The sequence below is a fragment of the Yoonia sp. genome (genome assembly GCF_036007805.1).
Lineage (GTDB): Bacteria > Pseudomonadota > Alphaproteobacteria > Rhodobacterales > Rhodobacteraceae > Yoonia.
Genome location: NZ_DASYOK010000049.1, coordinates 1 through 26,315 on the forward strand (window position 1 = coordinate 1; position 26,315 = coordinate 26,315).

Annotated in this window: 20 protein-coding genes, 1 tRNA gene and 1 pseudogene; 15 read left to right on the plus strand and 7 right to left on the minus strand. The window is 57.7% G+C overall.

Annotation, left to right across the window (positions count from 1 at the left end; all coding sequences use genetic code 11):
* Positions 1-92: pseudogene (gene metF, locus VGP75_RS02775) on the minus strand (5,10-methylenetetrahydrofolate reductase); the annotation flags it as partial.
* 92 nt (positions 93-184) lie between these two features.
* On the opposite strand from metF, the gene VGP75_RS02780 reads away from it, so the two are divergent.
* Positions 185-1,090: a LysR family transcriptional regulator gene (locus VGP75_RS02780; protein ID WP_327542199.1), complete on the plus strand. Its 906-nt coding sequence runs from the start codon at positions 185-187 to the stop codon at positions 1,088-1,090.
* Here the strand turns inward: VGP75_RS02780 and VGP75_RS02785 are convergent.
* Complete coding sequence (locus tag VGP75_RS02785; RefSeq protein ID WP_327542200.1) at positions 1,087-3,039, minus strand: putative bifunctional diguanylate cyclase/phosphodiesterase; 1,953 nt, start codon at positions 3,037-3,039, stop codon at positions 1,087-1,089. The genes VGP75_RS02780 and VGP75_RS02785 overlap by 4 nt on opposite strands.
* 160 nt (positions 3,040-3,199) lie before the next feature.
* Between VGP75_RS02785 and VGP75_RS02790 the strand changes: the two genes are divergently transcribed.
* A complete protein-coding gene (locus tag VGP75_RS02790) occupies positions 3,200-3,988 on the plus strand; it encodes an inositol monophosphatase family protein (RefSeq protein ID WP_327542201.1) in 789 nt (262 codons plus the stop codon).
* Here VGP75_RS02790 and VGP75_RS02795 read toward each other — a convergent pair.
* The gene (locus tag VGP75_RS02795) at positions 3,985-4,719 is read right to left on the minus strand and encodes a rhomboid family intramembrane serine protease (RefSeq protein WP_327542202.1); all 735 of its coding nucleotides are present in this window, start codon (positions 4,717-4,719) and stop codon (positions 3,985-3,987) included. The two genes, VGP75_RS02790 and VGP75_RS02795, sit on opposite strands and share 4 nt — an antisense overlap.
* Before the next feature lie 31 nt (positions 4,720-4,750).
* Positions 4,751-8,233 carry a bifunctional proline dehydrogenase/L-glutamate gamma-semialdehyde dehydrogenase PutA gene (putA, locus tag VGP75_RS02800; protein ID WP_327542203.1) on the minus strand — a complete coding sequence of 1,161 codons (3,483 nt, stop codon included), beginning with the start codon at positions 8,231-8,233 and terminating at the stop codon, positions 4,751-4,753.
* A gap of 106 nt (positions 8,234-8,339) precedes the next feature.
* Here putA and VGP75_RS02805 point away from each other — a divergent pair, with 106 nt between their 5' ends.
* From VGP75_RS02805 to VGP75_RS02860, 12 genes are all read left to right on the plus strand, one after another.
* Complete coding sequence (locus VGP75_RS02805; RefSeq protein WP_327542204.1) at positions 8,340-8,837, plus strand: Lrp/AsnC family transcriptional regulator; 498 nt, start codon at positions 8,340-8,342, stop codon at positions 8,835-8,837.
* Positions 8,838-8,878: 41 nt separating this feature from the next.
* Positions 8,879-9,409: a tetratricopeptide repeat protein gene (locus VGP75_RS02810; RefSeq protein WP_327542205.1), complete on the plus strand. Its 531-nt coding sequence runs from the start codon at positions 8,879-8,881 to the stop codon at positions 9,407-9,409.
* Between the two features lie 45 nt (positions 9,410-9,454).
* Positions 9,455-9,540: transfer RNA gene (locus tag VGP75_RS02815), tRNA-Leu, on the plus strand.
* Between the two features lie 110 nt (positions 9,541-9,650).
* Positions 9,651-11,105 carry an aldehyde dehydrogenase family protein gene (locus tag VGP75_RS02820; RefSeq protein WP_327542206.1) on the plus strand — a complete coding sequence of 485 codons (1,455 nt, stop codon included), beginning with the start codon at positions 9,651-9,653 and terminating at the stop codon, positions 11,103-11,105.
* A gap of 103 nt (positions 11,106-11,208) precedes the next feature.
* Positions 11,209-12,129 (plus strand): ROK family protein, encoded by a 921-nt coding sequence (locus tag VGP75_RS02825; protein WP_327542207.1) that lies wholly within the window; start codon positions 11,209-11,211, stop codon positions 12,127-12,129.
* Positions 12,126-13,250, plus strand: coding sequence for an N-acetylglucosamine-6-phosphate deacetylase (gene nagA / locus VGP75_RS02830; protein WP_327542208.1), 1,125 nt, complete (start codon positions 12,126-12,128; stop codon positions 13,248-13,250). The genes VGP75_RS02825 and nagA overlap by 4 nt, the downstream gene beginning before the upstream one ends.
* Before the next feature lie 397 nt (positions 13,251-13,647).
* Positions 13,648-14,928: an urea ABC transporter substrate-binding protein gene (gene urtA, locus VGP75_RS02835; RefSeq protein ID WP_414727761.1), complete on the plus strand. Its 1,281-nt coding sequence runs from the start codon at positions 13,648-13,650 to the stop codon at positions 14,926-14,928.
* Positions 14,929-15,000: 72 nt separating this feature from the next.
* Positions 15,001-16,944 carry an urea ABC transporter permease subunit UrtB gene (gene urtB, locus VGP75_RS02840; protein ID WP_327542209.1) on the plus strand — a complete coding sequence of 648 codons (1,944 nt, stop codon included), beginning with the start codon at positions 15,001-15,003 and terminating at the stop codon, positions 16,942-16,944.
* Between the two features lie 3 nt (positions 16,945-16,947).
* Complete coding sequence (gene urtC, locus VGP75_RS02845) at positions 16,948-18,114, plus strand: urea ABC transporter permease subunit UrtC (RefSeq protein WP_327542210.1); 1,167 nt, start codon at positions 16,948-16,950, stop codon at positions 18,112-18,114.
* Positions 18,111-18,860, plus strand: coding sequence for an urea ABC transporter ATP-binding protein UrtD (gene urtD / locus VGP75_RS02850; RefSeq protein ID WP_327542211.1), 750 nt, complete (start codon positions 18,111-18,113; stop codon positions 18,858-18,860). The genes urtC and urtD overlap by 4 nt, the downstream gene beginning before the upstream one ends.
* A complete protein-coding gene (urtE, locus tag VGP75_RS02855) occupies positions 18,853-19,548 on the plus strand; it encodes an urea ABC transporter ATP-binding subunit UrtE (RefSeq protein ID WP_327542212.1) in 696 nt (231 codons plus the stop codon). The genes urtD and urtE overlap by 8 nt, the downstream gene beginning before the upstream one ends.
* A gap of 217 nt (positions 19,549-19,765) precedes the next feature.
* Positions 19,766-20,758, plus strand: a complete 993-nt coding sequence (locus tag VGP75_RS02860; RefSeq protein ID WP_327542213.1) for an aldo/keto reductase — start codon at positions 19,766-19,768, stop codon at positions 20,756-20,758.
* A gap of 30 nt (positions 20,759-20,788) precedes the next feature.
* On the opposite strand, the gene VGP75_RS02865 is transcribed toward VGP75_RS02860, so the two are convergent.
* The 3 genes from VGP75_RS02865 to VGP75_RS02875 form a co-directional block, all read right to left on the minus strand.
* Positions 20,789-23,086: a TRAP transporter permease gene (locus VGP75_RS02865; RefSeq protein ID WP_327542214.1), complete on the minus strand. Its 2,298-nt coding sequence runs from the start codon at positions 23,084-23,086 to the stop codon at positions 20,789-20,791.
* A gap of 156 nt (positions 23,087-23,242) precedes the next feature.
* Positions 23,243-24,244, minus strand: coding sequence for a TAXI family TRAP transporter solute-binding subunit (locus VGP75_RS02870; RefSeq protein WP_327542215.1), 1,002 nt, complete (start codon positions 24,242-24,244; stop codon positions 23,243-23,245).
* A 176-nt stretch (positions 24,245-24,420) separates the two neighbouring features.
* Positions 24,421-25,335: a LysR family transcriptional regulator gene (locus tag VGP75_RS02875; protein ID WP_327542216.1), complete on the minus strand. Its 915-nt coding sequence runs from the start codon at positions 25,333-25,335 to the stop codon at positions 24,421-24,423.
* 148 nt (positions 25,336-25,483) lie between these two features.
* Here VGP75_RS02875 and VGP75_RS02880 point away from each other — a divergent pair.
* Positions 25,484-26,315, plus strand: an 832-nt coding sequence (locus VGP75_RS02880; RefSeq protein WP_327542217.1) for an isocitrate/isopropylmalate family dehydrogenase, incomplete at its 3' end; no start/stop codon positions are given.

Genomic DNA, 26,315 nt, shown 5'->3' on the forward strand with positions numbered 1-26,315 from the left:
GGGGCAAGCGTATTGACGCAATCCCAGAGACGAAAAGAACCCTCAAGGGACTTGGGGGGGAAGAATTCGAAGGAAACGTTCGGCTTGGACATGATGCACCTCTTGCTTGCCTTGATCTTTTGTCATCAGTATGAAGTTGACGCAATTTCATAAACTTCACCAAGGTCATGAGGACGCCTCATATATGCATATCGAGTTTCGGCACCTTCGGACAATCAAGGCGATCCATGACACTGGCGGTCTCGCGCGTGCTGCGGACCAGTTGAACATTACCCAATCGGCCCTGTCGCATCAAATCAAGGGGATCGAGGATCAGGCGGGTGTCGAGCTTTTTGTCCGGCGATCAAAGCCGTTGAAATTATCTGCAGCAGGAATGAAGATGCTCGCTGCGGCCGAGCAGATCCTGCCGCAAGTGGCGGCGCTGGAGGCTGAATTCTCTGGTCTGGTGGCTGGCAGTGCGGGCAGGTTGCACATCGCGATCGAGTGTCACGCCTGTTTCGAATGGCTGTTCCCTGTGTTGGAACAGTTCCGCAAAGCATGGCCCGAGGTTGATGTGGATATTCGGCCCGGCCTCGCGTTTGACGCTTTGCCGGCTTTGCGCAAGGAAGAGGTTGATCTGGTCGTCTCTTCCGATCCCGAGGATTTGCCAGAGACGGATTTTACCCCGCTTTTTGATTATGAGCCCGTGTTCGTGGCGGCGGCCAGTCACCCCTTGGCCCAAAAGGACGTGATCGAGGCCGAGGATTTTCGTGGTGAGACATTGATTACTTATCCTGTTGATCGCGCACGGCTCGATATCTTTTCGCAGCTTTTGACGCCCGCCAAAGTTGAACCCGCAGCAGTACGGCAGGTGGAACTGACCGCCGTCATCTTGCTTTTGGTGGCCTCTAACCGCGGTGTTGCGGTTCTGCCGGACTGGGTTGTCAGGCAGGTGCGCTATAATTCGGATTACGTCACGCGGCCTTTGACGAAACAGGGTATCACGCGCCGTCTTTATGCCGCGACGCGGGCAGAGGATACAAGCCGCCCTTTCATGGCGCATTTGATCCGGCTTGCCCGGCAGGAAGCGGTGAAACTGCAGCGCCCCTAGGCCACCGATGTGATGCCTTGTGGCGCCGCGGTGCCCGTTTTGCGCGCATGCAGTCGCAGACAGGTTTCACGAAAGGGCATTGCAGCACCGTAGTAGTAGCCTTGGACGTATTTGCACCCCATATCGCGTAGCATATTGCGCTGTTGTTCGGTCTCGACCCCTTCGGCAATCAAGTCGACGTTCAGCCCTTTGCTGATGGTCACAAGTCCTTCGATCAGCACTCTGGCGGCAGGGTCAAATCCTAGATCGCGCACAAAGCCCGTGTCGAGTTTGAGTTCATCAAACTCCATCTCCTTGAGATGCTGTAGCGAGGCATAGCCAGTCCCAAAATCATCCAGTGAAATGCGCACACCTGCATTGCGGAAAAGCTGGATCGAGCGACGTATGATTTCGCCCGCGCGGGCGATGAAAATGTCTTCGGTAATCTCGAACGTTAGATGATGGCGCAGTTCGGGATAACGGTCGAGTATCGCGAAAAGTTCCTTGCGCCCCAGAAGCGTGGCAAGTGTGACCTCAGACATATTGATCGCCACCTGCCCGGGATCAAGCCCTTCTTGCTTCATCTGGGCAAGGTCTCGTAGCACGAGGTCAGCCGTACATGCCATAAAGCTGCCTTGTAGCGCCAACTCGTTGATCAGGGGCAAAAAATGGGACGGCGGCAGTAGGCCGCGCTGCGGGTGTTCCCATCGCGACAATGCCTCAAACCCGATGATTTCGCCGGTATCGATCCGCACTTTCGGCTGATAGTAAGGCAGGATCTCTCCGTTGTGCATCGCGGCCAACAAAATTTCGCGGTCCTTCAATGTGGGGCGTACAGGAAACGCGTTCTTGTCATAAATCATGATATTTGTGTTTGAATCCTGTTTGGCCCGATACATGGCCTGATCCGCACCCGAGAGCAGTTCCGGCGGTGTACTTGCATCCGGTCCCTGCCGCGCGATGCCAATGCTGACGCCCACATCAAGCTGCTTTTGCTCGAATGGAATGGTTTCTCGTAGCTTGTCGACAAGGTGGCCTGCAAAGGATTTGGCTTGTTGCAAGGACGTGATATTCGCCGATAGCACGGCGAATTCGTCACCTCCCACGCGCGCGACACGATCACCGCGCATGGCAAGCTCGTTTAGCCTGAACGCAACCGCACGTAGGACGGCATCACCGGCTTTATGCCCGTAGCTATCGTTGATCGGTTTGAAACCGTCCAAATCAATAAGAAAAACGGTCACACCCTGTTTATTGGCATGCTGGGACATCATGCTTTGCACAACTTCATCAAAGGCGCGACGGTTCATCAACCCAGTCAGGCTGTCGCTGCGCGACAGTTTTTCAAGATCGGCAAGCCGCGCGTTGGCATCTTGTCGCGCTCTTTCAAGCGCTTGATGTGTATCCTTTTGCAGGTTCATCGTGTCAAAGGTGTTCATGATATACACAAATGTCGAAATTGACGTGAGCAACCACGCGACCGGTTCATGCGTAAATGCAGGATTGCCCACCAGGTTCCAGTGCATCAGGAACATGGTGGCAAACGCGATGAGCATCTGGCTCCAGTTATAAAACGGAAGCAGACCGAAGGCGTTGCTCACGTGGACGTACACTCCGAAAATCCACAGATATCCGGTGATTACATAGGGCAAACTGCCGCTTTGTGACAGAATCAGCCCCAGCCCTAGATATGGGAACATGGCGAACCAATTGAAGAAGAACACAGCAATCCCCGACGGGAGCTTCAAAGGGGGGTCAAATTTGGAGGCCCGTCTATTCAGCGGATAGGAGATGATTTCCAAAATGCTGATGACGGTCAAAACAGTGAGTGCCTGTATCCCGAACCCGGCATTAAAGCAGATGCCAGACATCAATACGGCCGCACCCACACGTTTTACCACATCCCGACCAGAAATATGGCCAACGATCTGTGTTTCATGCAGGAAATGATTAATCAGGTGTGGTTGCATACTGTCCTACTCGTCACTGCGGGCGAATATGCAAGCAAGCGGCAAACAAGCCGTTAAAATCTCTAAATTAGGTGAAAGCAGCGAAGCGTGTCTTGCCTCTTGTTCCGCCTAGCCCGAGGGCCTATACGCCGCGTTTGATCCCCTATGAAGGACCTCGCAGATGGCTGGCAGCGCAAACCTAAACGTGATGATGAAAACCGCCCGCAAGGCAGGCCGCGGTTTGCTGAAGGATTTTGGCGAAGTCGAGAACCTGCAAGTCAGCACAAAAGGCCCCGGCGATTTTGTCAGCCGCGCTGACAAGGCCGCAGAAGCAATGATCATGGAAGAGCTGATGCATGCCCGCCCAACCTACGGTTTTCTGGGAGAAGAGGGCAAAGAGATTGAGGGCGAGGACCCCACCCGCCGCTGGATCGTTGATCCGCTGGATGGGACGACAAACTTCCTGCACGGACTGCCGCATTGGGCAGTCTCCATTGCGCTTGAGCATAAAGGCCAGATTGTGGCTGGCGTTATCTATGATCCCGTCAAGGACGAAATGTTCTATGCTGAAAAAGGCGGCGGTGCCTGGATGAACGAAAGCCGGATGCGCGTGTCCGGCCGGCACCGCATGATTGAGAGCATTTTCGCAACGGGACTGCCTTTTGCCGGCCGCGCCGATCTCCCAGAAACGATCCAAGACCTTGCGCGGATTCTGCCTGCTTGTGCGGGTGTGCGCCGCTTTGGTGCTGCGGCGCTGGATTTGGCCTATGTTGCCGCCGGCCGCTACGAAGGGTTCTGGGAACGTGGGCTGAATGCGTGGGATATCGCTGCGGGTATCGTGATTGTACGCGAAGCAGGCGGTATTTTAGAGCCGATTAATCCCGAAGGCGATGTGATCGCTGATGGTCAGTTAATTTGCGCCAACGAGCCTATCTTCGAGACTTTCGCGAAAGTCATTCGTCGGGCCTAACGCCGGACAATCGGAATATTGCTGCGGGTATATTCCGCCTCGGGGTGGGGTGGGTGCCCGTGTGTTTGCCGCCAAAACAGGGTCGCCCCCAGTTTGATCCACAGCGGTACCGTGAGGATTGCCCCAATGACAAAACCACCCGCATGCGCCCAATAGGCCACGCCGCCGTTTGAGGTGTCGACATTGATGCCACTGAAAAGCTGAATGAAGAACCAGAGGCCCAGCATGATCCACGCGGGGATCGGTAAAATGCGGAAAAAGACGATAAAGAAGATAAAGATATCGACCCGTGCTTTCGGGAACAGCAACAGATAGCCGCCCATGACGCCTGCGATCGCACCTGATGCACCGACCGTCGGGATGGTGGAAAACGGATCGGCCCCGTATTGCGCCAAGGATGCGCCGATGCCGCAGACAAGATAGAAGATCAGGAACGGGATATGCCCCATTTCGTCTTCGAGGTTATCGCCGAAGATCCATAGAAAGAGCATATTTCCTGCCAGATGCATAAAACCGCCGTGCAGGAAAATCGACGTCACAAGCGCGGCGTAGTTTTCCCCGTTCGACAGACGGATCGGCAGCAAGGCATAGTCATAATAAAGCTGTGAAAGCGCCCGCTGATCCTGAAACAAGGCAAGGCCTGCCAGAAAGATCGCGACATTCGCCGCGATCAAGGCCAGGGTCACATAAGGCGTGCGCTCAGAGGGGTTGTGATCGCGAATTGGAAACATGGCGCGACCGTCCCCGAAGCCGCCCCAGCGGTCAAGAGAAAGCTGGGGTGGCGACCTCTGCAACTTCGGCCAAAAGTGCGGCATTTCCGCCCGCTGCTGTCGTGTCGATGCAGACATGGCGTTCATGCAGCACATGGGCCGCGTCAGGCATGCCTGTGATCAGCGCTGTGATCGGTCCCTGACGTGTGCTCAGAGCCGTCTCGAGCGCCCGCCCGGTCTGGGCGTCGCCCCACCAGATCACGGCACCCAGATCAGCAATCTCGCTCAGCTGTGACGCCGTCAAAGCGCCCTCGGTGCTGATCCCGATGCCACCGAGTGCCTTCACGGCTGCCACCTGCTCTTGCGCGACATCCGCACCCGGACCCATGCAAAGGATCGGACCACGGGCCTGCGTGCTGTGGCGGTTGGATTCGCCGGTTGGGCCGGGCAGGTCGGTCGGTTTGGCCGGCGTGGGGGCCTTTGCCTCTGCGATCCGCTTTTTCAGCGCCTTCATGTCGGCAGCCTCAGGCCAGTTCGCCTCTGTCCGTGGTGCGGGCCGTGCGGCAAAGCGGGGCAGATAGTGTGGTCCGCCCGCCTTTGGACCCGTCCCTGACAGGCCTTCGCCGCCAAAGGGCTGGCTGCCCACAATCGCACCGATCTGGTCGCGGTTGACATAGATGTTTCCGGCGTGGACCTTCTCGACAATCGTCTGCACGCGGTCGTCGATGCGTGTGTGCAGACCAAACGTCAGACCATAGCCCGTGGCATTGATGGCATTGATGACGTCATCCAGCTCGGATGATTTGAAAGTAGCGACATGCAGAACTGGACCGAAGATCTCTTTGGTCATGTCCGCAATACCATTAATCCGTATCGCTGTGGGCGCAATGAAATAGCCTGTGGAGGGCACCTTGATCTGATGCAGGATACGGCCTTCGCTTGCGGCTTGCGTGATATGGTTAGCAATGCCGGTATAGGCGGCCTCATCAATGACGGGGCCCACATCTGTGGACAGATGCCAGGGGTCACCGACATTGAGTTCGTTCATCGCACCTTTGAGCATTTTCAGCAGGTTATCGGCGATATCCTCTTGCACATAAAGGCAGCGCAGCGCCGAACACCGCTGACCGGCGGATTGGAACGCCCCATTGATGATGTCACGCACGGCGTGTTCGGGCAGGGCGGTGCTATCCACGATCATCGCGTTCAAACCGCCTGTTTCCGCAATCAGTGGTGTGCCTGGGGCGCAATTTGCCGCCATCGTGCTGCGAATTTTCAGGGCTGTCGCTGTCGAGCCGGTGAAGGCCACACCATTGATGCGCGCATCCGCTGTCAGAGCCGCGCCGACGTCACCCCCACCTGGCAGCAGTTGCAACGCGCTGGGCGGTACACCTGCGTCATGGAGCAAAGCTGTTGCACGGGTTGCGATCAGCGGGGTTTGCTCGGCCGGTTTTGCCAGCACAGCGTTGCCCGCAGCAAGTGCTGCTGCGATCTGTCCTGTGAAAATAGCCAGAGGGAAGTTCCAGGGGCTGATGCACGTCCAGACGCCGCGTGCCTGTTGTTGGCTGGTGGCTTGCGCTGCGTAGTAGCGCAGGAAATCCACGGCTTCGCGCAATTCTGCCACCGCATCCGGCAGCGATTTGCCAGCTTCACGTGTCAGGATCGCAAAAAGCTCGCCTGCATTGGCCTCATAGGCATCCGCAGCGGCGTTCAGGATTTCAGCACGAGTGGTGACATCCGCGTGCCAAGGGGTGGCGGTATCCAGTGCTGTTGCGATCTCTTTTTCGGTCGCGATCTGAACCTGACCAACGATATCACCCGGCATGGCGGGGTTCTTGACGGGTTGCGCATTTAGCAGTTTTGCCTTGGGGTATTTGAAGGCCGCTGTGGTCAATGCATGACCTTTGAACTTGGCTTTTTGCAGTACAGTGCGGCTGTTGAAAATTTCGGCAAGCGTGGGCGTATGGGTCAAGTCCCACCCCTTTGAGTTCACACGCTCGGTTTCATAAAGTTCTGGGCCGGTCTTCAACGCAGGCCGTTGTCCCGCATAGTCGAACGGACAGGCCGCGACGACCTCGGCAGGGACGTCTTCATCGACGATCTGGTTCACAAAGCTCGAGTTTGCGCCGTTTTCCAGCAAGCGGCGGACGAGATAGGCCAGCAGGTCCTCATGCGCGCCAACGGGCGCGTAGATGCGGCAGCGGGTTTTCTCGGCGTTCAGCACGATGGAATGCAATGTCTCGCCCATGCCATGCAGACGCTGGAATTCATAGTCGTTGCTGCTGCGCTCTAATTGCTGGGCAAGGTCAAGGATAGCGGCGACAGTGTGCGCGTTATGCGTGGCGAACTGCGGATAGATCCGGTCTGTCATGCGCAGCAGTTTACGTGCGTTGCTGATATAGCTGATGTCCGTGTGCTGTTTGGCGGTGAAGACAGGGAAACCGTCGATGCCTTCGACCTGCGCGCGCTTGATCTCGGCGTCCCAATAGGCGCCTTTGACCAGCCGGACCATGATCTTGCGGTCAAGCCGCGTGGCCATCTCATATAGGCAATCGATCACCAGAGGCGCGCGCTGGCCGTAAGCCTGCACAACCACGCCAAAACCGTCCCATCCCGCCAATGCAGGTTCGGACAGCACGGCAGAGATTACATCGAGCGAAAGCGAGAGCCTGTCAGCCTCTTCAGCATCAATGTTAAAGCCCATGCCGGCCGATTTCGCCAGCAACGCCAGCGCACGAACGCGCGGCACCAGTTCTTCCATGACGCGCGCCTCTTGCGCGACTTCATAACGCGGATGCAGTGCAGATAGTTTTACCGAAATGCCGGGGTTCTCCGCGACGCTATTGTATTTGCAGTGCTCGGCAATTGCGCTGATCGCACGGGAATAGGACAGGTGATAGCCTTTGGCGTCCGCATCCGTGCGCGCGGCCTCGCCCAGCATATCATAGCTGTAGGTAAAGCCCTTCGCCTGCATGCCTTCGGCGCGTTTCATGGCTTTGCCGATATCCTCGCCAAGCACAAACTGACGGCCCATTTCGCGCATCGCGCGGGCAACGGCTGTGCGGATCACGGGTTCGCCCAGACGTTTCATCGCGCTGCGCAGATGGCGGGTCATGCCGGGCTTTTCATCATCCAGCACGCGGCCTGTCAGCATCAAGGCCCAAGTCGAGGCATTGACCAGTGAGGACGCAGAGTGGCCCAGATGTTTGCCCCAGTCAGAGGGGGCGATCTTGTCCTCGATCAACTCGTCCATTGTGTCGGCATCCGGCACGCGCAAGAGCGCCTCGGCCAGACACATCAGCGCGATGCCTTCATCGGTGGACAGGCCGTACTCGGCCAGAAAGACTTCCATAAGTCCCGGATCAGAGCTGTTACGGATTTGGGTGACAAGCTCTGCTGCACGCTTACAAATCCGCGCGCGGTCTTGCGGCGTCAGTTGGGCTGCCGCAACAAGCGCCTCAACAGCGCTGTCTTCGTCCTGATACATGGACAAGTCAATCTGGTGGCGGACGTCTGTTGAATGATCGCGGGGCATGGCAGGCTCCTTTCAGAATTTCTCCTACTCTAGCAAGAAATACATGGCCATTCTAACTGCAATGTGCCAATCTTGCGGGCGGTTTAACTTATTAACTGGATGAATCATGGCTGAAACGCCTGTTGGGCTGGATCGGTTTGATCTTAAGATACTTGATATCCTTACGGTTGAGGGCCGGATCAGCGTTACCGAGCTTGCCCGCCGGATCGGTTTGTCGAAATCGCCCACGCAGGCACGGCTGAAAAGGCTGGAAGATCACGGTATTATCCGCGGTTACCGCGCGCTTTATGATCCGATCCGGCTGCGCCGAGACCATGTTGCCTTCGTCGAGGTCAAGCTGTCGGATACGCGCGAACGCGCATTAGCCGCATTCAATAGTGCGGTGATGCTGGTACCGGAAGTCGAGCAGTGTCATTTGATCGCAGGGGCATTTGATTATCTGCTCAAGGTCCGCACCGCAGGCATGCCAGGCTACCGTGCTGTTCTGGCTGAGAAAATATCGACCTTGCCGCATGTCGCAAGCACCTCGACCTATGTCGCGATGCAGGCGGTCAAGGAAGAAGGGCTGTTGCCTGTCGCCCCCGGTGCGGGCGGTGGTGCTTGACGCAACCGCGCGATGCCGCAGATAAATTACGTATGAAATGGATGCCCCCCTTTTTTCTGTTAGCCGCGCCTGTGCTCGCGGAAACCTGTCCTGATGCGCCAGATCACAGCGGACGCATGTCCGAGATTTTGTCCGAACTCGGGGATGCACAGAACGAAATGGCGGGCCGCGAACTTTCGAATAGTCTTTGGGAGCTTTGGACCGATGCGCCGGACGCCACGGCACAAGCGATGCTGGATGAGGGCATGTCACGGCGCGCCGTTTATGATCTTCTGGGCGCGCGCACTGTCTTTTCGCGGTTGATCGCATACTGCCCCGATTATGCCGAAGGCTACAATCAACGCGCATTCGCCAGTTTCCTCAGCGAGGATTATGAGGGCGCATTGGCCGACCTTGACCGCACCCTGGAGATTATTCCCAACCACGTTGGCGCGTTATCCGGCAAGGCGCTGACCCTGATTGCCATGGGGCGCAACGAAGAAGGGCAGGCGGTTCTGCGCGCGGCGGTTGCACTGAACCCGTGGCTGTCGGAACGTGCGCTCCTTGATCCGCCGTTGGGCACAGAACTCTGATCACGGCTTGCCCAGCGCGGCAGAGCGTCATAGGAATAGCGCCGTGCCCGCGTGGTGGAATGGTAGACATCGGAGACTTAAAATCTCTTGGCCGTAAGGCCGTGCCGGTTCGAGTCCGGCCGCGGGCACCATTTCATGAGATAAACATCGGAAATCATACGCGCTGACCGTGATGATTGCTGTTGTCAGCGGGCACGTGGTAACCCTTAGCCAAGATAAAGCCTTGCAGGGATAGACCGCCATGACGCTACGACCACGCAACATCGACCCCCGTAAATGTTTTATCGCAGGCAAGTGGGTTAACGCGCTTTCAGGCGAGACCCTGCCACTGATCAATCCCTCCGATGGCAGCACGCTGTGCCAGATCGCCCGTGGCGAGGCTGATGACATCGCCGCGGCGGTCGCGGCGGCAGAAGCGGCGCTATCGGGCCCTTGGGGCAAAGCGACAGCGGCAGAACGGGGGCGCATGCTGGCCAAGATCGGCCAAGCGGTGCTGGCGCATGTGGATGAGCTGGCGCAACTGGAAGCGATGGATGTGGGCAAGCCGCTGAGACAGGCGCGCGCCGACGTATTGGCGCTTGCACGCTATCTGGAGTTTTATGGCGGGGCTGCCGACAAGGTCCATGGCGAGACGATCCCATATCTGGATGGCTACACCGTCTACACCCTGCGCGAACCGCATGGTGTGACCGGCCATATCATCCCATGGAACTATCCGATGCAGATCATCGGGCGCTCGGTGGGGGCTGCTTTGGCGATGGGCAATGCCTGTGTCCTCAAACCCGCCGAAGAAGCTTGCTTGACCGCCTTGGCATTCGCCGAAATCGCCCGTGCGGCGGGACTGCCAGATGGCGCGCTGAATGTGGTGCCGGGATTGGGTGCCGAGGCGGGCGCTGCTTTGTCTGCCCATAAGGGCGTGCATCATATCTCGTTCACCGGCTCTGTCGGCGTGGGAAAACTGATCCAGCAGAGTGCCGGTGCAAATGTTGTGCCGGTGACACTGGAGCTTGGGGGGAAATCACCGCAGGTGGTGTTTGATGACGCCGATATCGCGGCCGCTTTGCCGTTCTTGGTGAATGCAGGCATCCAGAACGCGGGACAGACCTGTTCTGCCGCATCGCGGATATTGGTGCAGCGTGGTGTCTATGATCAGGTGGTCACCGAAATGGCCGCCCGCTACGCACAACTGCGGGCGGGGCCTGCCTTGGCGGATCTGGATGTGGGGCCCTTGGTGTCGCTGCGGCAAAAAGAGATCGTTGAGGGCTTTCTGGCGCAGGGTGGCGATCTGGAGGTGGCAGCGCGAGGGCAGATCGTTGATGACGCACCTGTAGGTGGAGCCTATGTCGCTCCTACTCTTTTTGCAGATGTCGCGCCTGATCATACGCTGGCGCAGGATGAAATCTTTGGGCCTGTGCAGGTCATCATCCCGTTCGAGGATGAGGCAGAGGCAATCGCCATCGCCAATGGCACCGGGTTTGGCCTTGTCGCGTCTTGTTGGTCCGAAAACGGAGCGCGGCAGATGCGTATGGCGCGTGCCCTGCGGGTGGGGCAGGTGTTTATCAACAACTACGGCGCAGGTGGCGGGGTGGAACTGCCCTTTGGCGGTCGGGGCCTGTCCGGTCATGGGCGCGAAAAGGGCTTCGAGGCGCTTTACGGCTTCTCGGTGCTCAAGACCGTCGCGGCACTGCATCATTAGCGCGACGATGGGAAAACCTGTCATTGTCTTGCCTGACGAAAACCGCGACGATAACTGGCAGTGACAAGACGATCCTGCCCCTTTGATCCGATGGACCCCTTTAATGAACACCCTTGGCATTGATCTTGGCGGGACAAAGATAGAGGCGCGTGTCTTTGATGCCGCGTGGCAAGAGATCGCCCGCCACCGTGTCCCGACCCCCGAAGGTTATGACCAACTCGTAAATGCGGTCGTTGATCAGATCGCCTGGGCCTCGGACGCTGCGGGCACGGTTGCCGCGGTTGGCGTCGGGGCCGCGGGTCTTGTGAACCCGCAAACCGGCCTAACGCTGGCGAACAATCTGCCTGCTTCCGGGCGGCCCTTCCCTGCCGATCTAGAACAGCGGGCAGGGCGCAAAATTACGTTCCTGAATGATTGCCGCGCGCTGGCCTTGTCCGAGGCGGTGTTCGGTGCGGGGCAGGGAAAATCCGTGGTGATGGCGCTGATCCTTGGCACAGGTGTGAGCGGTGGTCTGGTCATCGACCAAAAATGGCGCACTGGGCCGACGGCCACAGGAGGTGAGATCGGCCACATTGCGGCCCCTGCGCATATCATCGCTGCACATGGCCTGCCGGTTTATGACTGCGGTTGCGGGCGGAAAGGATGTATCGAGGGGTATATCTCGGGGCTGGGTCTGCAACGCCTGGCTGCTTTCGTTACCGGTATGCACCTGACCACGCATGAGATTGCCGCCCGGCGCACCTCAGATATGGCGCAGGTCTGGGCGATTTGGTGCGCGCTTGTGGCTGAGGTGCTGCATCACCTCACGCTCACAATTGATCCTGATGTGATCGTTCTGGGCGGCGGGCTCACGGCTATCCCTGATGTGATTGCCGATTTGCGGGTTGCCGCCAAGAACGCGCAGATTGACGGTTTCGCTGCCGCCCCGCTTGCCTTGGCGCAAGGGGGTGACGCCAGCGGTGCACGTGGTGCTGCCTATGCGGCGTGGATGGATCATCGCAATGGTGCAGGGATCACGCCATGACGGACGGCTGGTTCAAACCCGACCGTGTCTTTGACGGTCAGGACATCGTGTACGATATGGCCGTGCACGTTGCAGATGGTTTTATTGTCGAGACATCGCGCGCGCCGGTTCCGGCCACGGCACTTTCCGGCCTGTTGACCCCCGGCTTTGTCGATTTGCAGGTCAATGGCGGTGGTGGTGTCCTTCTGAACAACACCCCGACAGCGGATGGCATGGCACGGATCGCGGCCGCGCACCGCCGCTTCGGGACGGTCGCGATTTTGCCAACGGTCATCACTGACCATCCCGATGTGCTTGCGCAAGCGGCAGCCGCCGCGATTGCCGCAAAAGAGAACCCGGATATTCTGGGCCTCCACATCGAAGGCCCGCATATAAGCGACGCAAAGCGGGGGACGCATCGTGCGGAGTGTATCCGCCCCTTGGATCAAGACACGCTGACCATCGTGTCCGATCTGCGCAAAGCAGGCGTCGCCGTGATGATCACCCTCGCACCAGAGGCCGCAACACCCGCGCAGATCACCGCACTCTCCGAAATGGGCGCTATCGTCTCGCTCGGGCATACGGATGCCACCGCCGAAGAGATTGAGGTTGCGATAAAAGCAGGTGCCCGCTGTGGCACGCATCTGTTCAATGCCATGTCACCTATGACGAGCCGGGCACCGGGGGCAGTGGGTGCGATTTTGAATGCGGGGATTGCTTTTGGCATGATCTGTGACGGTGCCCATGTGGATGACCGCATGTTCCGCCTCGCTTTGCGGGCCTGTGCCGCCGGCTCTGCGCCGTTTCTGGTATCGGATGCGATGGCAACAGTTGGCGGAGAGACGCAATTCACGCTCTATGGCCGGACGATCCGCCTGCAAGAGGGGCGGTTGGTCAACGCCGAAGGCAATCTGGCGGGCGCGCATATTACCCAGGCCGAAGGTATGCGGCGGTTGGTGCTGCATGCCGGGATCCCGCTATCGGACGCTTTGCGCATGGTCGTGACGACACCTGCCACGCTCATCGGACAACCCCGTTTGGCGCATGTCTTAGGGCGGTCTTCTGATGACCTGTTGTTGCTTGATGCCGCGAGCAAGGTTCTAGGGACGATGACGCAATCTCTGGCCCCGTCAAAAACCTGAGGAATGCTGCCCGCCTGCGATCCCTTCCGACAGAGCTGCGATAGCTTCATCGGAATCATCGCGAAGTTGGCCCCCAAATTCATTTCACGTTCACGTCAGGGCGCAAGAAGTGATAGAAAATCAGGCGAATTAGCGGCTACTGCTAATTTTATAGGCGCCAAGGCGTGAGGCGATAGGTTCAATACGAAATCGCTAGCATATTTCTGCAGTGCAGCACCACTTTGGGGCGTCCGAGGAAAACTTCGGCGTCGCGCAAAGGGCTATCCTGCAAGATCGTTCCCTTCACGCGACTACAACATCACTGTTGCGGGTCCTTCCTATTAGGTTGGTCCAAGGTTGCAAAGGGAATTGGTTTCCTGACGCAGCATCCCGCAACGACAACGGGGACCAAAGAACTATGACCTTTAGAAATTCTGCATTTGTTTTGACTGCCTTGCTGGGCACGACATCTATGGCTGCCGCGCAATGCGCCGATCCGATCAAAGTGGGTGTCCTTCACTCGCTCTCTGGCACGATGGCGATTTCGGAAACGACCCTCAAAGACACGATGGAATTGCTGATCGAGAACCAGAACGCCGCTGGCGGGTTGCTCGGGTGTGAAATCGAAGCTGTCGTTGTCGATCCGGCATCTGACTGGCCGCTCTTTGCGGAAAAAGCGCGCGAACTGCTGACCGTCAGCGAAGTTGACGTGATCTTTGGCAGCTGGACGTCAGTGAGCCGCAAATCTGCGTTGCCTGTATTGGAAGAACTCAACGGGCTGATGTTCTATCCGGTGCAGTATGAAGGCGAAGAAAGCTCGCGCAATGTCTTCTACACCGGTGCCGCGCCAAACCAGCAGGCGATCCCTGCAACGGATTACTTCCTCGAAGAGCTCGGGGTCGAGAAATTCGCGCTCTTGGGCACAGACTATGTCTACCCACGGACAACCAACAACATCCTTGAGGCCTATCTGCAGTCCAAGGGTATTCCCGCCGAGGATATCTTTGTGAACTACACCCCCTTCGGTCATTCCGACTGGGCCACAATCGTTGCTGATGTCGTAGCCTTGGGTGCAGACGGCAAACAGGTTGGGGTGATTTCCACGATCAATGGTGATGCGAACATCGGGTTCTACAAGGAACTCGCGGCTGCAGGCGTCTCTGCCGATGACCTGCCTGTTATTGCGTTCTCTGTTGGCGAAGAAGAGCTTTCCGGCCTCGATACATCGGACCTCGTCGGTCACCTGGCCGCCTGGAACTACTTCCAGTCCGCAGAATCCGAGCTGAACGACGAATGGGTCGCAGCGTGGAAAGCCAAAATGGGTGAAGACCGTGTGACCAACGACCCGATGGAAGCCCACTATATTGGCTTCAACATGTGGGTGAACGCGGTAACCGAGGCAGGCACAACAGACGTTGATGCGGTGCGTGAAGCCATGTACGGGCAGGAATTCCCGAACCTGACAGGCGGTACAGCAGTCATGCTGCCGAACCACCACCTCGCCAAGCCTGTCTTGATCGGTGAGATCACCGCCGACGGACAGTTCGATATCATCAGCCAGACTGCTGAGGTCCCGGGCGATGCATGGACCGATTATCTGCCGGAATCTGCGGTGCTTGTGTCCGATTGGCAAACCTTGGGTTGCGGTATGTATAACACCGAAACCGAAACCTGTGTGCAGCTGACCTCTAACTACTAAAGCGGCTGATCAGGGACGCATGACGCAATGCGCCCCTGATCCCAACCCCTCACAATATCGGCTTGAGTACACATGATGCGATTGCTCTCATTGGCGCTCTCCTTGTGCCTGATCCTGCCTGCATCTTTGCAAGCGCAAACCCTACAAGACATCCTGCAAACCCATCAGGACGAGGTGTTGAGCCCCGGTCGTCAAAGTGTCGGTGTGGTGCTCGATGATCTGGTCGCTAGCGGCCTGACACAGGCGCTGCCCTTTCTGGAGGCATGGCGTGACCGCGAGATCGTGCAGCGTGGCACTGACGGTCTTTTCTTTCGTGCTATTGAAGAGGGCGGTGCGATCACGCTTGAAGACCTCGACACAGGCGCGACAACCACAGTGGCAAATGACGATGGCCTGACCGAGGCACGCCCAAATGGCGGTGTGCGCCGTGCTATCGGCGATGCGCTGGTACAGTTCCAGCTCTCTGATCCTGACATCACCAGACGCCAAGCCGCCGTTGATGCCATCGCCCGCAGCATGGACGCCAGCCAGCTTGGCCCGTTGCAGGCCTCGATCGCAAGCGAGCCTGACCCTTCTCTGAAAGAAACCAAAGAGCGGCTGGCCGGAATGCTGGCGGTCCTGTTTGGTGACACGCAAGAGGTACGGATCGCTGCCATCGCAGGTATGGCCGATGATCTATCTGTTGACGTGCGTGCGGTGCTGAATAACGTTTTGTCGACCCAGCCACAGGTCGCCTTAGCCCTTCCTGATGACGCCAATATCGCGCAGGTGCTGACCGTTGGTGCCGAGCTAACCGCGCAGGAGGCTTATGAGCGGCTGGTCGCAGCAGAGCTTGCGCCAGCGCTTGTGACTAGCGCCCAAATCCGTGCAGCGCTCCTCGCAAATATCGAAGGCGGCATGGTCGGTGGGGTCGCGGTCCGTTCCCTGAACACCGATGCCGCACGTGCGGCAGCCTATGATGCCCTTACGGCCGAGGGGCTGGTCGCCCCGCGTGTCACGCCCGAGGCGCAAGAGGCCGCCATCGCGGCACATGTCTTTTATCTGCAATACGATGAACCTGATCCAGTCATCACTGATGCCGCCGAGCAGGCTCTGGCAGCCGTTGAAACCCGCGTTGCCGTGAGCCAGGGCATTGATCTGGGGCTGGATGCGCTGTCACTCGCCTCGATCTATTTTCTCGCGGCTATTGGTCTTGCCATCACCTTTGGCGTCATGGGCGTCATCAACATGGCCCATGGCGAATTCATCATGATGGGTGCTTATACCGGCTTTGTCGTGCAGCAATTCGTGCCTGACTATACGCTGTCGATCATTATCGCGCTGCCTTTGGCCTTTGCCATCACTTTCGGGGCCGGTGTCGCGATGGAGCGTCTGGTGATCCGCCATCTCTATCACCGCCCGCTTGAAACCTTGCTGGCAACCTTCGGCATCTCGATTGCGTTGCAGCAGTTGGCCAAGAATATCTTTGGCACCCAAGCACGTCCGCTGACTTCACCCGAATGGCTCAGCGGAGCGCTGGTGTTCAATGATGTGATTGCCATCAGCTATATTCGCGTCGCGATTTTCGTTATGGCGTTGTTGTTTCTATGCCTGATCCTGTTTGTCCTCAAACGCACGCGGCTGGGGCTCGAAGTACGCGCCGTGACGCAAAACCCCGGTATGGCGGCCTCAATGGGGATCAACCCTGACAAGATCAACATGCTGACCTTCGGGCTGGGGTCCGGTATCGCAGGCATCGCCGGTGTCGCAATCGGGCTATATGCCAAAGTTACCTCCGAGATGGGCGCAGATTACATCGTGCAAAGCTTTATGACCGTGGTCGTGGGCGGTGTCGGCAATGTCTGGGGCACGCTGGCTGGTGCGTCGCTGATCGGGTTCCTGCAAAAAGGGATCGAGTGGCTGAACCCCTCCAACACGCTGGCCGCACAGACCTATATGATCCTGTTCATCATCCTGTTCATTCAATTCCGGCCAAAGGGCATCGTCGCTCTCAAGGGCCGCGCGGCGGCGGATTAAGTCATGCGGAAATCATTCCTTGCCGAAAACCCGTCGGTCTTGTGGTTCATCGCGATCCTTGCGGTGTTCACTGTCGTCGTCACACTTCTGTCCGAGGTCACGGGCGTAGATCTGATCTCGACTTCATTCGTCAAAACACTGGGCAAGACGCTTTGCCTCTGCCTTGTTGCCATCGCGATGGACGTGGTCTGGGGCTATTGCGGGATCCTATCGCTGGGGCATTTCGCCTTCTTCGGCATAGGCGGCTATGCCATAGGCATGTGGTTGATGTACGCCCGCACCGAAGGGATCGTCATTGAAAGCTTCGCAGGCCAGCCGATCCCGCCGACCCCGCAGGAAGTGTCTGACGCGATTGGCAACCAGATTTTCGGGGTCGTGGGCAGTTCCGAATTCCCGCTGATATGGGGCTTTGCAGATAGTCTGTTTTTGCAATTGCTGATGGTCGTGCTTGTACCGGGTCTCTTGGCGCTGGTCTTTGGCTGGCTGGCGTTCCGTTCACGGGTGACAGGGGTCTATCTGTCGATCCTGACCCAAGCGATGACGCTGGCCTTGGCGCTCTATCTGTTCCAGAACGACAGCGGCTTGCGCGGCAATAACGGGTTGTCGGGCCTGCAAAATATCCCTGGGTTTGAAGATACATCGCAGGCGACAATCTCAATTGTCTTCTTCATCGCCTCGGCCGTGGCACTGGCTGCCGGATATGTTTTCTTTGCGTGGATCGTGTCGGGCAAGATGGGCAGCGTCATCAAGGGTATCCGCGATAACGAAGCGCGGGTGCGCTTTCTGGGCTACCATGTGGAAAGCTACAAACTCTTTGTGTTTACGACAACGGCGGTCGTCGCGGGCATCGCAGGCGCGCTCTATTACCCGCAGGCAGGCATCATTAACCCCGGTGAAATCGCGCCGATTGCGTCGATCTATCTGGCGGTCTGGGTCGCCATCGGCGGGCGCGGGCGGCTTTATGGCGCGGTGATCGGGGCGGCTTTTGTGTCGCTTTTGTCGAGCTGGTTTACCGGCGGCGGTGCGCCCAATATCAACCTTGGATTTTACGTCATCCAATGGACCGATTGGTGGCTGGTGCTCTTGGGCTTCTCCTTTGTTGCGGTCACGCTGTTCTTCCCCAAAGGGATTGGCGGCCTCTTTGACCTGCTGGTGAGGAAGCAATCGTGAGCATGCTTTTGGAAGTGTCGGGCGTAACAGTCACCTTTGACGGGTTCCGTGCCATCAATAACCTGTCGATCAATTTCGCCCCGACCGAGCTGCGCGCGATCATCGGCCCGAACGGTGCTGGCAAAACGACCTTCATGGATATCGTGACCGGCAAGACAAAGCCGGACACGGGGCATGTGATCTGGGGGGATAGAAATATCTCGCTTCTGGGTATGTCCGAGAGCCAGATTGCCCGCGAAGGGATCGGGCGGAAATTCCAGAAACCGACCGTGTTCGAGGCGCAGACCGTTCGTCAGAATTTGGCCATGGCGCTCAAGAACCCCCGTGGGCCTTTTGCGGTGCTGATGCACAAGAAAACCAAATCCAACGCGGAACGGATCGAAGACATCGCGGGACAGGTCGGCCTGTCTGACAGCCTGACGCGTGTGGCGGGTGAGCTGAGCCATGGCCAGAAACAATGGCTCGAAATCGGGATGCTTCTGGCGCAAGAGCCGCGCTTGATGCTGGTCGATGAACCTGCTGCCGGCATGACGCCCGAAGAGCGTGAAAAGACCACCGATATCCTGAAAGAGGCGGCCAAGACGCGGGCCGTCGTCGTGGTGGAACATGACATGGAATTTGTGCGCAGGCTCGATTGCAAGGTCACTGTCCTGCACGAGGGCGCGGTTCTGGCCGAAGGCAGCCTCGATCATGTGACCTCAAACCAAACCGTGATTGATGTCTATCTGGGGCGCGCCCATGCTTGATGTGCAGAACTTTGATCTGAAATACGGGCAGAGCCAGATCCTGTTTGATATCTCGCTGCAAGCGGAAACGGGCAAGATCACTGCCGTCATGGGTAACAACGGCGTTGGTAAAACCAGTTTGCTCAAGGCGATTTCGGGGCGGCATCCGATTGCAGCCGGGATTGCGACGGTGGCCGGAGCGCCGGTACAACTGACCTCGGCCTATCACGCGGCACGGGCAGGCATCGCCTATGTTCCGCAAGGGCGTGAGGTTTTTGCGATGATGAGCGTTCTGGAAAATCTAGAGACAGGTTTTGCCTGTCTGCCGAAGGCCGAACATGCCATTCCCGATTATATTTTTGAGCTCTTTCCTGTGCTGCGGGATATGCAAACGCGGCGTGGCGGTGATCTTTCGGGCGGGCAGCAACAGCAGCTTGCCATTGCCCGCGCGCTGATTACCAAACCAAAGGTGCTTTTGCTGGATGAACCGACCGAAGGCATCCAGCCCAATGTGATCCAGCAGATCGGCGACGCGCTGGAAACACTGCGTGATGAGGGCCGGATGGCCATCGTTCTGGTCGAGCAGAACGCTGATTTTGCCTACCGGATTGCGGATACATTCACCGTGATTGAACAGGGCAGGGTCAAGCGGAGAGCGGCAAAAGAGGACTACACGAAAGAGGCTCTTATGGCGGACCTTGCGCTATAGCGGCAGGTATCTGACAACATTGGAAGCAGAGGGCAGGGGGCTGAAAAGGGCGCGGCGCGCCAAAGCGCTCTGCGGACGCGTAGTCTGCCCCTGACGAGCAGTCGCCTGCTCTCCGCTGCGCACGTTGCCACAGTGACACATTGCTTGTAGGGCTGTTCTCCGATTGGGCAAAGCGCCGCGACTGCCGGGCTTTGTTGGGATTGATTGGGGGACGGATATGAAACGTCGGTCACTGCTGCGTTCTGGAAAGCTTGTGTCTGCAATCGGCCTCGGCTGTATGAGCTTTTCCGGTTTCTATGGACCTGCAGACGAGCAAGAGGCCCATGACACTCTCGCGGCTGCCCAACGTCTGGGGATTGATTTGTTGGATACCGCGAATGTCTACGGTTTGGGTTCGTCCGAAGAAATCATCGGCCGTTACCTCAAACGCAATCCTTCGGACTTCACGATCGCGACCAAGGCAGGTATTTGGCGTGATCGCGAGCACGGCAATCGTGGCTTCCGGAACGATGCGGCCTATCTGAGAACCGAGCTGGAAGGGTCACTCCGCCGGCTTGGGGTTGAACATATCGACCTGTTTTACGTGCATCGTCGTGACCGCAGCTTGGAAATTGAAGAGGTTATGGGCACGCTGCTTGACCTCAAGGCCGAGGGAAAGGTCTCGGGCATCGGGTTCTCTGAAATTTCGCCCGCCAGCCTGAGGCGCGCCGTAGCCGTTGGGCCCGTGGATGCGGTACAGAGCGAGTATTCGCTTTGGACACGACAACCGGAACTCGGGCTTGTGCAGGCCTGCAAAGAGTTGGGGGTCACTCTGGTAGCCTATTCGCCGCTGGGGCGCGGTATGTTTGCAGACCGTTCACCTGATCCTGTCAGTTTCGGAGATGCGGATTTCCGCAAGAACAATCCGCGGTTCCTGCCACCGAACTTTGAATTTAACCTTGGAAAACTGGCCGCCTTCAAGGCCTATGCAGCCGATCATGGGTTCACAACTGCTGCGCTTGCGCTGGCATGGTGTCTGGCCCGGGGCGAGCATGTGATCCCAATTCCCGGTACGCGCACCGCCGATCATCTCGCAGAATGTGCCGCCGGTGCTTCCATCAATCTCACCGAAGAAATGATGGCCAAGATCGAGGGCATGCTGCCAGTCGGCTGGGCATGCGGTGATCGCTATGCAGAAGCCCAATGGAACGGGCCGGAAGGCTATTGCTAGGACACCTCAGAGACCGAGCGATCACCCCGCTCAGTCAGCCCCGCGCACTGGAATGGTGGCGTCCGGATCAGGTTGGAAAATCTTCTGGATAAAGAAGATAGCAACCGCCGTACCGACGCCGACCAGATCGCTTAGCCATCCACCCTCGATCATAAAGAGGGCAGCGAGGATCAGACCAACCCGCAAGAACCATACGGGACGCGAACCCATGAACCAGCCTTGCACACCGGATGACAACAGGAACACGCCGAATGTGGCCGTGATGCCAGACCGGATGACCTCTGGCCAGCTGCCTTCCATCAGGATGGCGCTGTTGTAGAAGAACATGAATGGCACGATGAAGGCCGCAATCCCGATCTTGAACGACGCAACAGATGTCTCCATCGGGTTGGCCCCCGAAATACCCGCAGCGGCATAACTGGCCAAAGCCACAGGCGGGGTGATCGCCGAGACAACCGCAAAGTAGAAGACGAAGAAATGCGCGGTCAGCTGCGGAATACCCAGCTGGATCAAGCCCGGTGCCACGACAGATGCAGCGACAGCATAGGCGGCAGTTGTCGGCATCCCCATCCCTAGCAGGATCGCGATGCACATGGCGAAGAAGAGCGCCAGAAGCTGGCTGACACCCGCAAGGTCAAGCAAGACTGCAGAAAAGCGTGCGCCGACGCCTGTCAGGCTGATGACGCCCACGATGATGCCCGCACAGGCACAGACGGTGATGATCTGGATGGACATCACACCCGCAAGCTCGAACGCCTTGAGGATCGACCGCAGACCCATCCGATGCGGCGTTAACCAAGACACAACAGCCGCTGCGACTGTAGCCAGGGTGCCGGCACGAATAACCGAGTACCCGAGGAACAGCGCAAAGATCAGAATGATGATCGGGATGAAGAGATAAATCTGGCGGATCAGTTTCGCGAATTTGGGCAGTTCGTCTTCGCGCATCCCGCGCATGTTCAGCTTTGCCGCCTCGAAATCGACCATGAAGTAAATCGAGGCAAAGTAAAGGATCGCGGGGATGATGGCCGCAATCGCGATTTCCTGATAGGGAATACCCGTGATTTCGGCCATAATGAAGGCGCCCGCACCCATGATCGGGGGCATGATCTGGCCACCGGTCGAGGCTGCCGCCTCGATCGCGCCCGCGGTTTTCTTGTGGTATCCGACTTTCTTCATCAGCGGGATCGTCAATGATCCCGTGGCCACAACGTTGCCCGCCGATGTGCCATTGATCATCCCCATCAGCCCCGATGCGAAGATCGCGACTTTCGCGGGTCCACCGCGCGCACGACCGGCGGCAGCGAAGGCAAAGTTCACGAAGTAGTCGCCCACTTTGGAGGCTTGCAGGAAGGCTGCGAAGATAATGAAAAGGATGATGTAGGTCGATGACACAGCAGTGGTTGGCCCAAGGATGCCCGCGTCGGAATAGACATGACCAAAGAAGCGCTGCCAGCTATAGGCGCTTTGCACCGCAAGGATACCCGGCAGCAGGTGCGCGGTGAAAGTATAGAGCAGAAACACCCCGGTGATGATGACCAAGGCGAGGCCCGCCACGCGGCGCGTCAGCTCCAGGATCAGTGCCGCACCGGCTGTTGCTGCGAAGGCCACGCCAATCGGTACGAATGGCGTGCCGACCGAGTTGCGGGCTGCTGTACCGTAGATCGCAACAAGGTAAATCGCGACGACCACGCCACAAAGCGCCAGTACGATGTCAGAGGCAGCGAACAGTTCGCGTCCGCGCCGTTCGAACCACCCGAGCAGGATTGCGCCAAACGTGGCGATCAACAGCGGGATACCGAACCAGCGGACCTCGGTTTCATAGATGTCGGTGCCGGGGAAAGCGGCCCAGGTGGTCAGTCCGCCCATTTGCGGCAAGGTGCCGGAACTGATTGTATTCGCAAACCCGACTGCTGTCGCACCGGCAATCAGAGCCGGTATCGCAAGGAAGAGCGTGATCCATGAAAGGATTGATACGCCTTTATGCTCTTTGTCGGGTTGGAAGCTGTGCGCCGAGAACAGCAGGAAGCCCAGCGCCAGCGCGCCCGCGATGTGAATGATGCGGAAATTCCACGTCTCCATCGGGAACTGCGGAAGGTACGGTATTTCGATGCCGGTCCAGTCGGAAATCGACACACCGTTCAACGCGATCATGTGGAACGCGGCATAAATCGTTGAGAGCGTTGCAATGAACAGATAGCCATTGCCGGTAAACAGTCGGCGATTGCCCTCAATCGGCTCTTCGTCCACCCCCTCGGCCAAGACTGTCGTTCTGTCGTCCAAAGCTGCGGAAACTTTGATCTCGTTGTTGTTCGCTTGCTCTGCCATGGTTCCCCTCCCGTCGGCCAGCAATCCCTCGCGTTGCACATGATAACGAAGGTTTGGTTCTATCGGAACCATTGTTATCAGCAGCAGGGCATTGTCCGTCCTGTTATGAAAACGCATCGGCCAGCCAAGTACTGGCCGATGCGTAACTGGTGTGCATCAGTTGCTGTGGATCATGTCGTCTGCAATGTCCGCGCCTGCGTTCTCTTCGAACCAACGCGCGGCACCTGCATGCCAGGCCATGACTGTGTTGCGATCCCAGAACTCCGGCAGAGTGGAGAGGGCCGCACGGTGTGTATTCACCATACGATCATTGTCGGACATCACCGCGTCAACAACAGCATAGACAAAGGACTCTGGCAGATCGCAGTTTGCGATTGCGAAGTTCCACATTGATACGGACCGTGCCGGCGCTTCCAGCGTGGTGTATGTGTCGGCCGCAATGTCGAAGTTTGCCACAGGGAAGGCCGTTGTAATCTGAGCTTGCTCTTCTTCTGTAAACTCGATGATGTTCACTGCGACCTGTGCCTCAAGCTGGGACACCGCAGGAACCGGAACACCGGCTGCGAAAGCGACGACATCCAGCAGACCGTCCTGCAGCTGGCTGCCAAGATCGGACCAGCCGCCGTTGCGACGCTCAAAGTTGACGCCCAGTTCTTCCATCATAAGCGGGAAGTAGGTGTCTGAGGTTGAACCTGCGGGGCCAAAACCGATGCGCGCACCGTCTGGAATGTCCGCGACAGATGTGATGCCCGACGACGCCAATGCCGTGATCGAGAATGGCGTTTGATACATCGGGAACATTGCGCAGGCGTTGTCCATCGGTAGGCCAGGTGCGATCGGATTGGCGCCGGCGATGGATTCAGCGGCCGGACCCATTGTGGTCATACCAAAGGGCAGTTCGCCAGTGTGGACAAGCGCCATGTTCTGCATTGGGCCACCGGTGACTTCCGCGCCACCAGACAAGCCAAGTGAGTCCGCAACGATACCGGCCCAACCGGAACCGTAGCCGAAATAAGTACCACCCTGAGAGCCGGTACCAACGGTAAAGCTATCGGGCCAACCGGTTTTGTCGATGTCAGACTGTGCGACTGCCGCGCCCGTGGTCAGTGCGGTGGCAGCAAGTACGGCCGTTAGCCGCGTGATCGCTGTTTTGTGCATAATTATCCTCCATGTTGTTTTGCCGTGTTCTGACAATGCGGTCTCCTACCCGCATTACCCGGCATGCGCCCCTCCAGGCGCAGTGTGGAGAACGGTACATTTAGGAAAATAGCGAACTCAAGAAAAAAGCGGGGAGTGAAGGGCATTCCTAAATATACAAAAAATATGAATAATCATTAGGCACTCCGCGACAAGGCCGCCACATTGGCGTCGAGCACGTCCAAGAACGCATCGCGGCCCGGGTGCCGCGTGTCCCGCAGCCAGACCACAGAAAGCGCAAGCTTGTCGCGGGCGATGCCCGGCGGGATCGCCAGTGGAATAAAGCGCACCCCGCCAACAGCAAGACGCGATGCCCATTTTGGCACGATCGCCAACCCAACGCCGGTCGACACCAAGCTGACAATAGTCTGTTTTTCTTCGGCAATCTGTGCGACGCGCGCCGTATAGCCAGAATCCAGAAAAAGTTTCATGGTGAGGTCGTGGCTATGGGGCCGCGAGCGACGTTCCGGCACGATCAGTGGCTCGTCCGCCATCTCTGCCACTGTGATCTCGGATTTTGTCGCCAGCTTATGCTGTTCTGGCACTGCGACCACCGCGGTCTCGTTAAAGAGTTTGCGGAAAGTCAGTCTTGGATCCTTTATTTCTGGCGGTCGGACAATGGCTGCATCAAGCCGACCAGACAGCACGCGCGGCAATAAACGAAATGACTTTTGTTCTAGCAATTCGATGTCGATATCCGGATGGAGCTCTCGAAACTTAGGAAGGAATTGCGGCATCAACCCTGCCGCCGCGCTGTCGATGGCGCCGATGCGCAGGGTGGGCAACTGGTCCTGAAGCCCGTCTCGGAACTCGGACTCCAACCGATCTGCCCGTTCCACAAGGTCGCGGGCAGCATCGACAAAGTTACGCCCGGCATCAGTAAGTGACACATGTCGCGTTGTACGGAACAGCAAGCGGCTTCCCAAACGTTCTTCCAGCATTTTGATCTGCCGCCCAAGCGATGCAGGCAACATATCCATCTGCTGGGCTGCCTTTCCAAAGTGCAAAGTGTCGGCGACAGCGATGAGGCAGCGAAGTTGGCGAAGTTCCATAGGACCAGTAGATTATTGCGAATATTTATATGATCTAATCATCATTGCCGTGTCACCGTCAAGTTGCGAGTGTGCCGGCTGAACGATGCAGTCAAACGGTCTGGCACATGTTGCGCAGGCCGAGATAATTCAACGCTGGGGACACATCATGCGTACATACAACATCGCCGCCATTCCTGCCGACGGAATTGGCCCAGAAGTCATTGAGGCCGGAGCAGAAGTACTCTCTGCGCTCGAGAAGCGCGATGGCACGATCAAGTTCGACATTACGACCTTTGACTGGGGTTCGGACTACTACAAAAAGCATGGCGTTATGATGCCAGAGGACGGGCTTGAGCAACTGAAGCCGTTTGATGCGATCTACTTCGGGGCGGTTGGTGCGCCAGACGTACCTGATCATATCACATTGTGGGGGCTTCGTTTGCCGATCTGCCAAGGCTTTGACCAATACGCCAATGTGCGCCCCACCAAGATCATTCCCGGTGTTTCGTCGCCCTTGCGCGATGTGGGCGTCGGTGATCTTGATTGGGTTATTGTGCGCGAAAATTCGGAAGGCGAATATTCAGGGCATGGCGGGCGCGCACATAGGGGGATGCCAGAAGAAGTTGGCACAGAGGTGGCTATCTTCACCCGCGTCGGTGTCACCCGCATTATGCGCTATGCCTTCGCTTTGGCCCAATCACGCCCACGCAAGAAACTGACCGTTGTAACAAAATCCAACGCGCAACGCTTTGGAATGGTGATGTGGGACGAAATCGCGGCAGAAGTCGCATCCGAGTTTCCGGATGTCTCATGGGACAAGATGCTGGTCGACGCGATGACCGTGCGTATGGTCAAAAACCCCAAGTCCATCGACACGATCGTTGCCACTAACCTTCACGCAGACATCCTGTCGGATCTTGCAGGTGCTTTGGCAGGGTCGCTGGGCGTTGCACCCACTGCCAATATCGATCCGGAAAGGCGTTTCCCGTCGATGTTCG

Bases quoted from the DNA above. Each gene is read 5' to 3' on its own strand.
- VGP75_RS02780 (WP_327542199.1), top strand. From the start codon at position 185: ATGCATATCGAGTTTCGGCACCTTCGGACAATCAAGGCGATCCATGAC.
- VGP75_RS02785 (WP_327542200.1), bottom strand. From the start codon at position 3,039: ATGCAACCACACCTGATTAATCATTTCCTGCATGAAACACAGATCGTT.
- VGP75_RS02790 (WP_327542201.1), top strand. From the start codon at position 3,200: ATGGCTGGCAGCGCAAACCTAAACGTGATGATGAAAACCGCCCGCAAG.
- VGP75_RS02795 (WP_327542202.1), bottom strand. From the start codon at position 4,719: ATGTTTCCAATTCGCGATCACAACCCCTCTGAGCGCACGCCTTATGTG.
- putA (WP_327542203.1), bottom strand. From the start codon at position 8,233: ATGCCCCGCGATCATTCAACAGACGTCCGCCACCAGATTGACTTGTCC.
- VGP75_RS02805 (WP_327542204.1), top strand. From the start codon at position 8,340: ATGGCTGAAACGCCTGTTGGGCTGGATCGGTTTGATCTTAAGATACTT.
- VGP75_RS02810 (WP_327542205.1), top strand. From the start codon at position 8,879: ATGCCCCCCTTTTTTCTGTTAGCCGCGCCTGTGCTCGCGGAAACCTGT.
- VGP75_RS02820 (WP_327542206.1), top strand. From the start codon at position 9,651: ATGACGCTACGACCACGCAACATCGACCCCCGTAAATGTTTTATCGCA.
- VGP75_RS02825 (WP_327542207.1), top strand. From the start codon at position 11,209: ATGAACACCCTTGGCATTGATCTTGGCGGGACAAAGATAGAGGCGCGT.
- nagA (WP_327542208.1), top strand. From the start codon at position 12,126: ATGACGGACGGCTGGTTCAAACCCGACCGTGTCTTTGACGGTCAGGAC.
- urtA (WP_414727761.1), top strand. From the start codon at position 13,648: ATGACCTTTAGAAATTCTGCATTTGTTTTGACTGCCTTGCTGGGCACG.
- urtB (WP_327542209.1), top strand. From the start codon at position 15,001: ATGATGCGATTGCTCTCATTGGCGCTCTCCTTGTGCCTGATCCTGCCT.
- urtC (WP_327542210.1), top strand. From the start codon at position 16,948: ATGCGGAAATCATTCCTTGCCGAAAACCCGTCGGTCTTGTGGTTCATC.
- urtE (WP_327542212.1), top strand. From the start codon at position 18,853: ATGCTTGATGTGCAGAACTTTGATCTGAAATACGGGCAGAGCCAGATC.
- VGP75_RS02860 (WP_327542213.1), top strand. From the start codon at position 19,766: ATGAAACGTCGGTCACTGCTGCGTTCTGGAAAGCTTGTGTCTGCAATC.
- VGP75_RS02865 (WP_327542214.1), bottom strand. From the start codon at position 23,086: ATGGCAGAGCAAGCGAACAACAACGAGATCAAAGTTTCCGCAGCTTTG.
- VGP75_RS02870 (WP_327542215.1), bottom strand. From the start codon at position 24,244: ATGCACAAAACAGCGATCACGCGGCTAACGGCCGTACTTGCTGCCACC.
- VGP75_RS02875 (WP_327542216.1), bottom strand. From the start codon at position 25,335: ATGGAACTTCGCCAACTTCGCTGCCTCATCGCTGTCGCCGACACTTTG.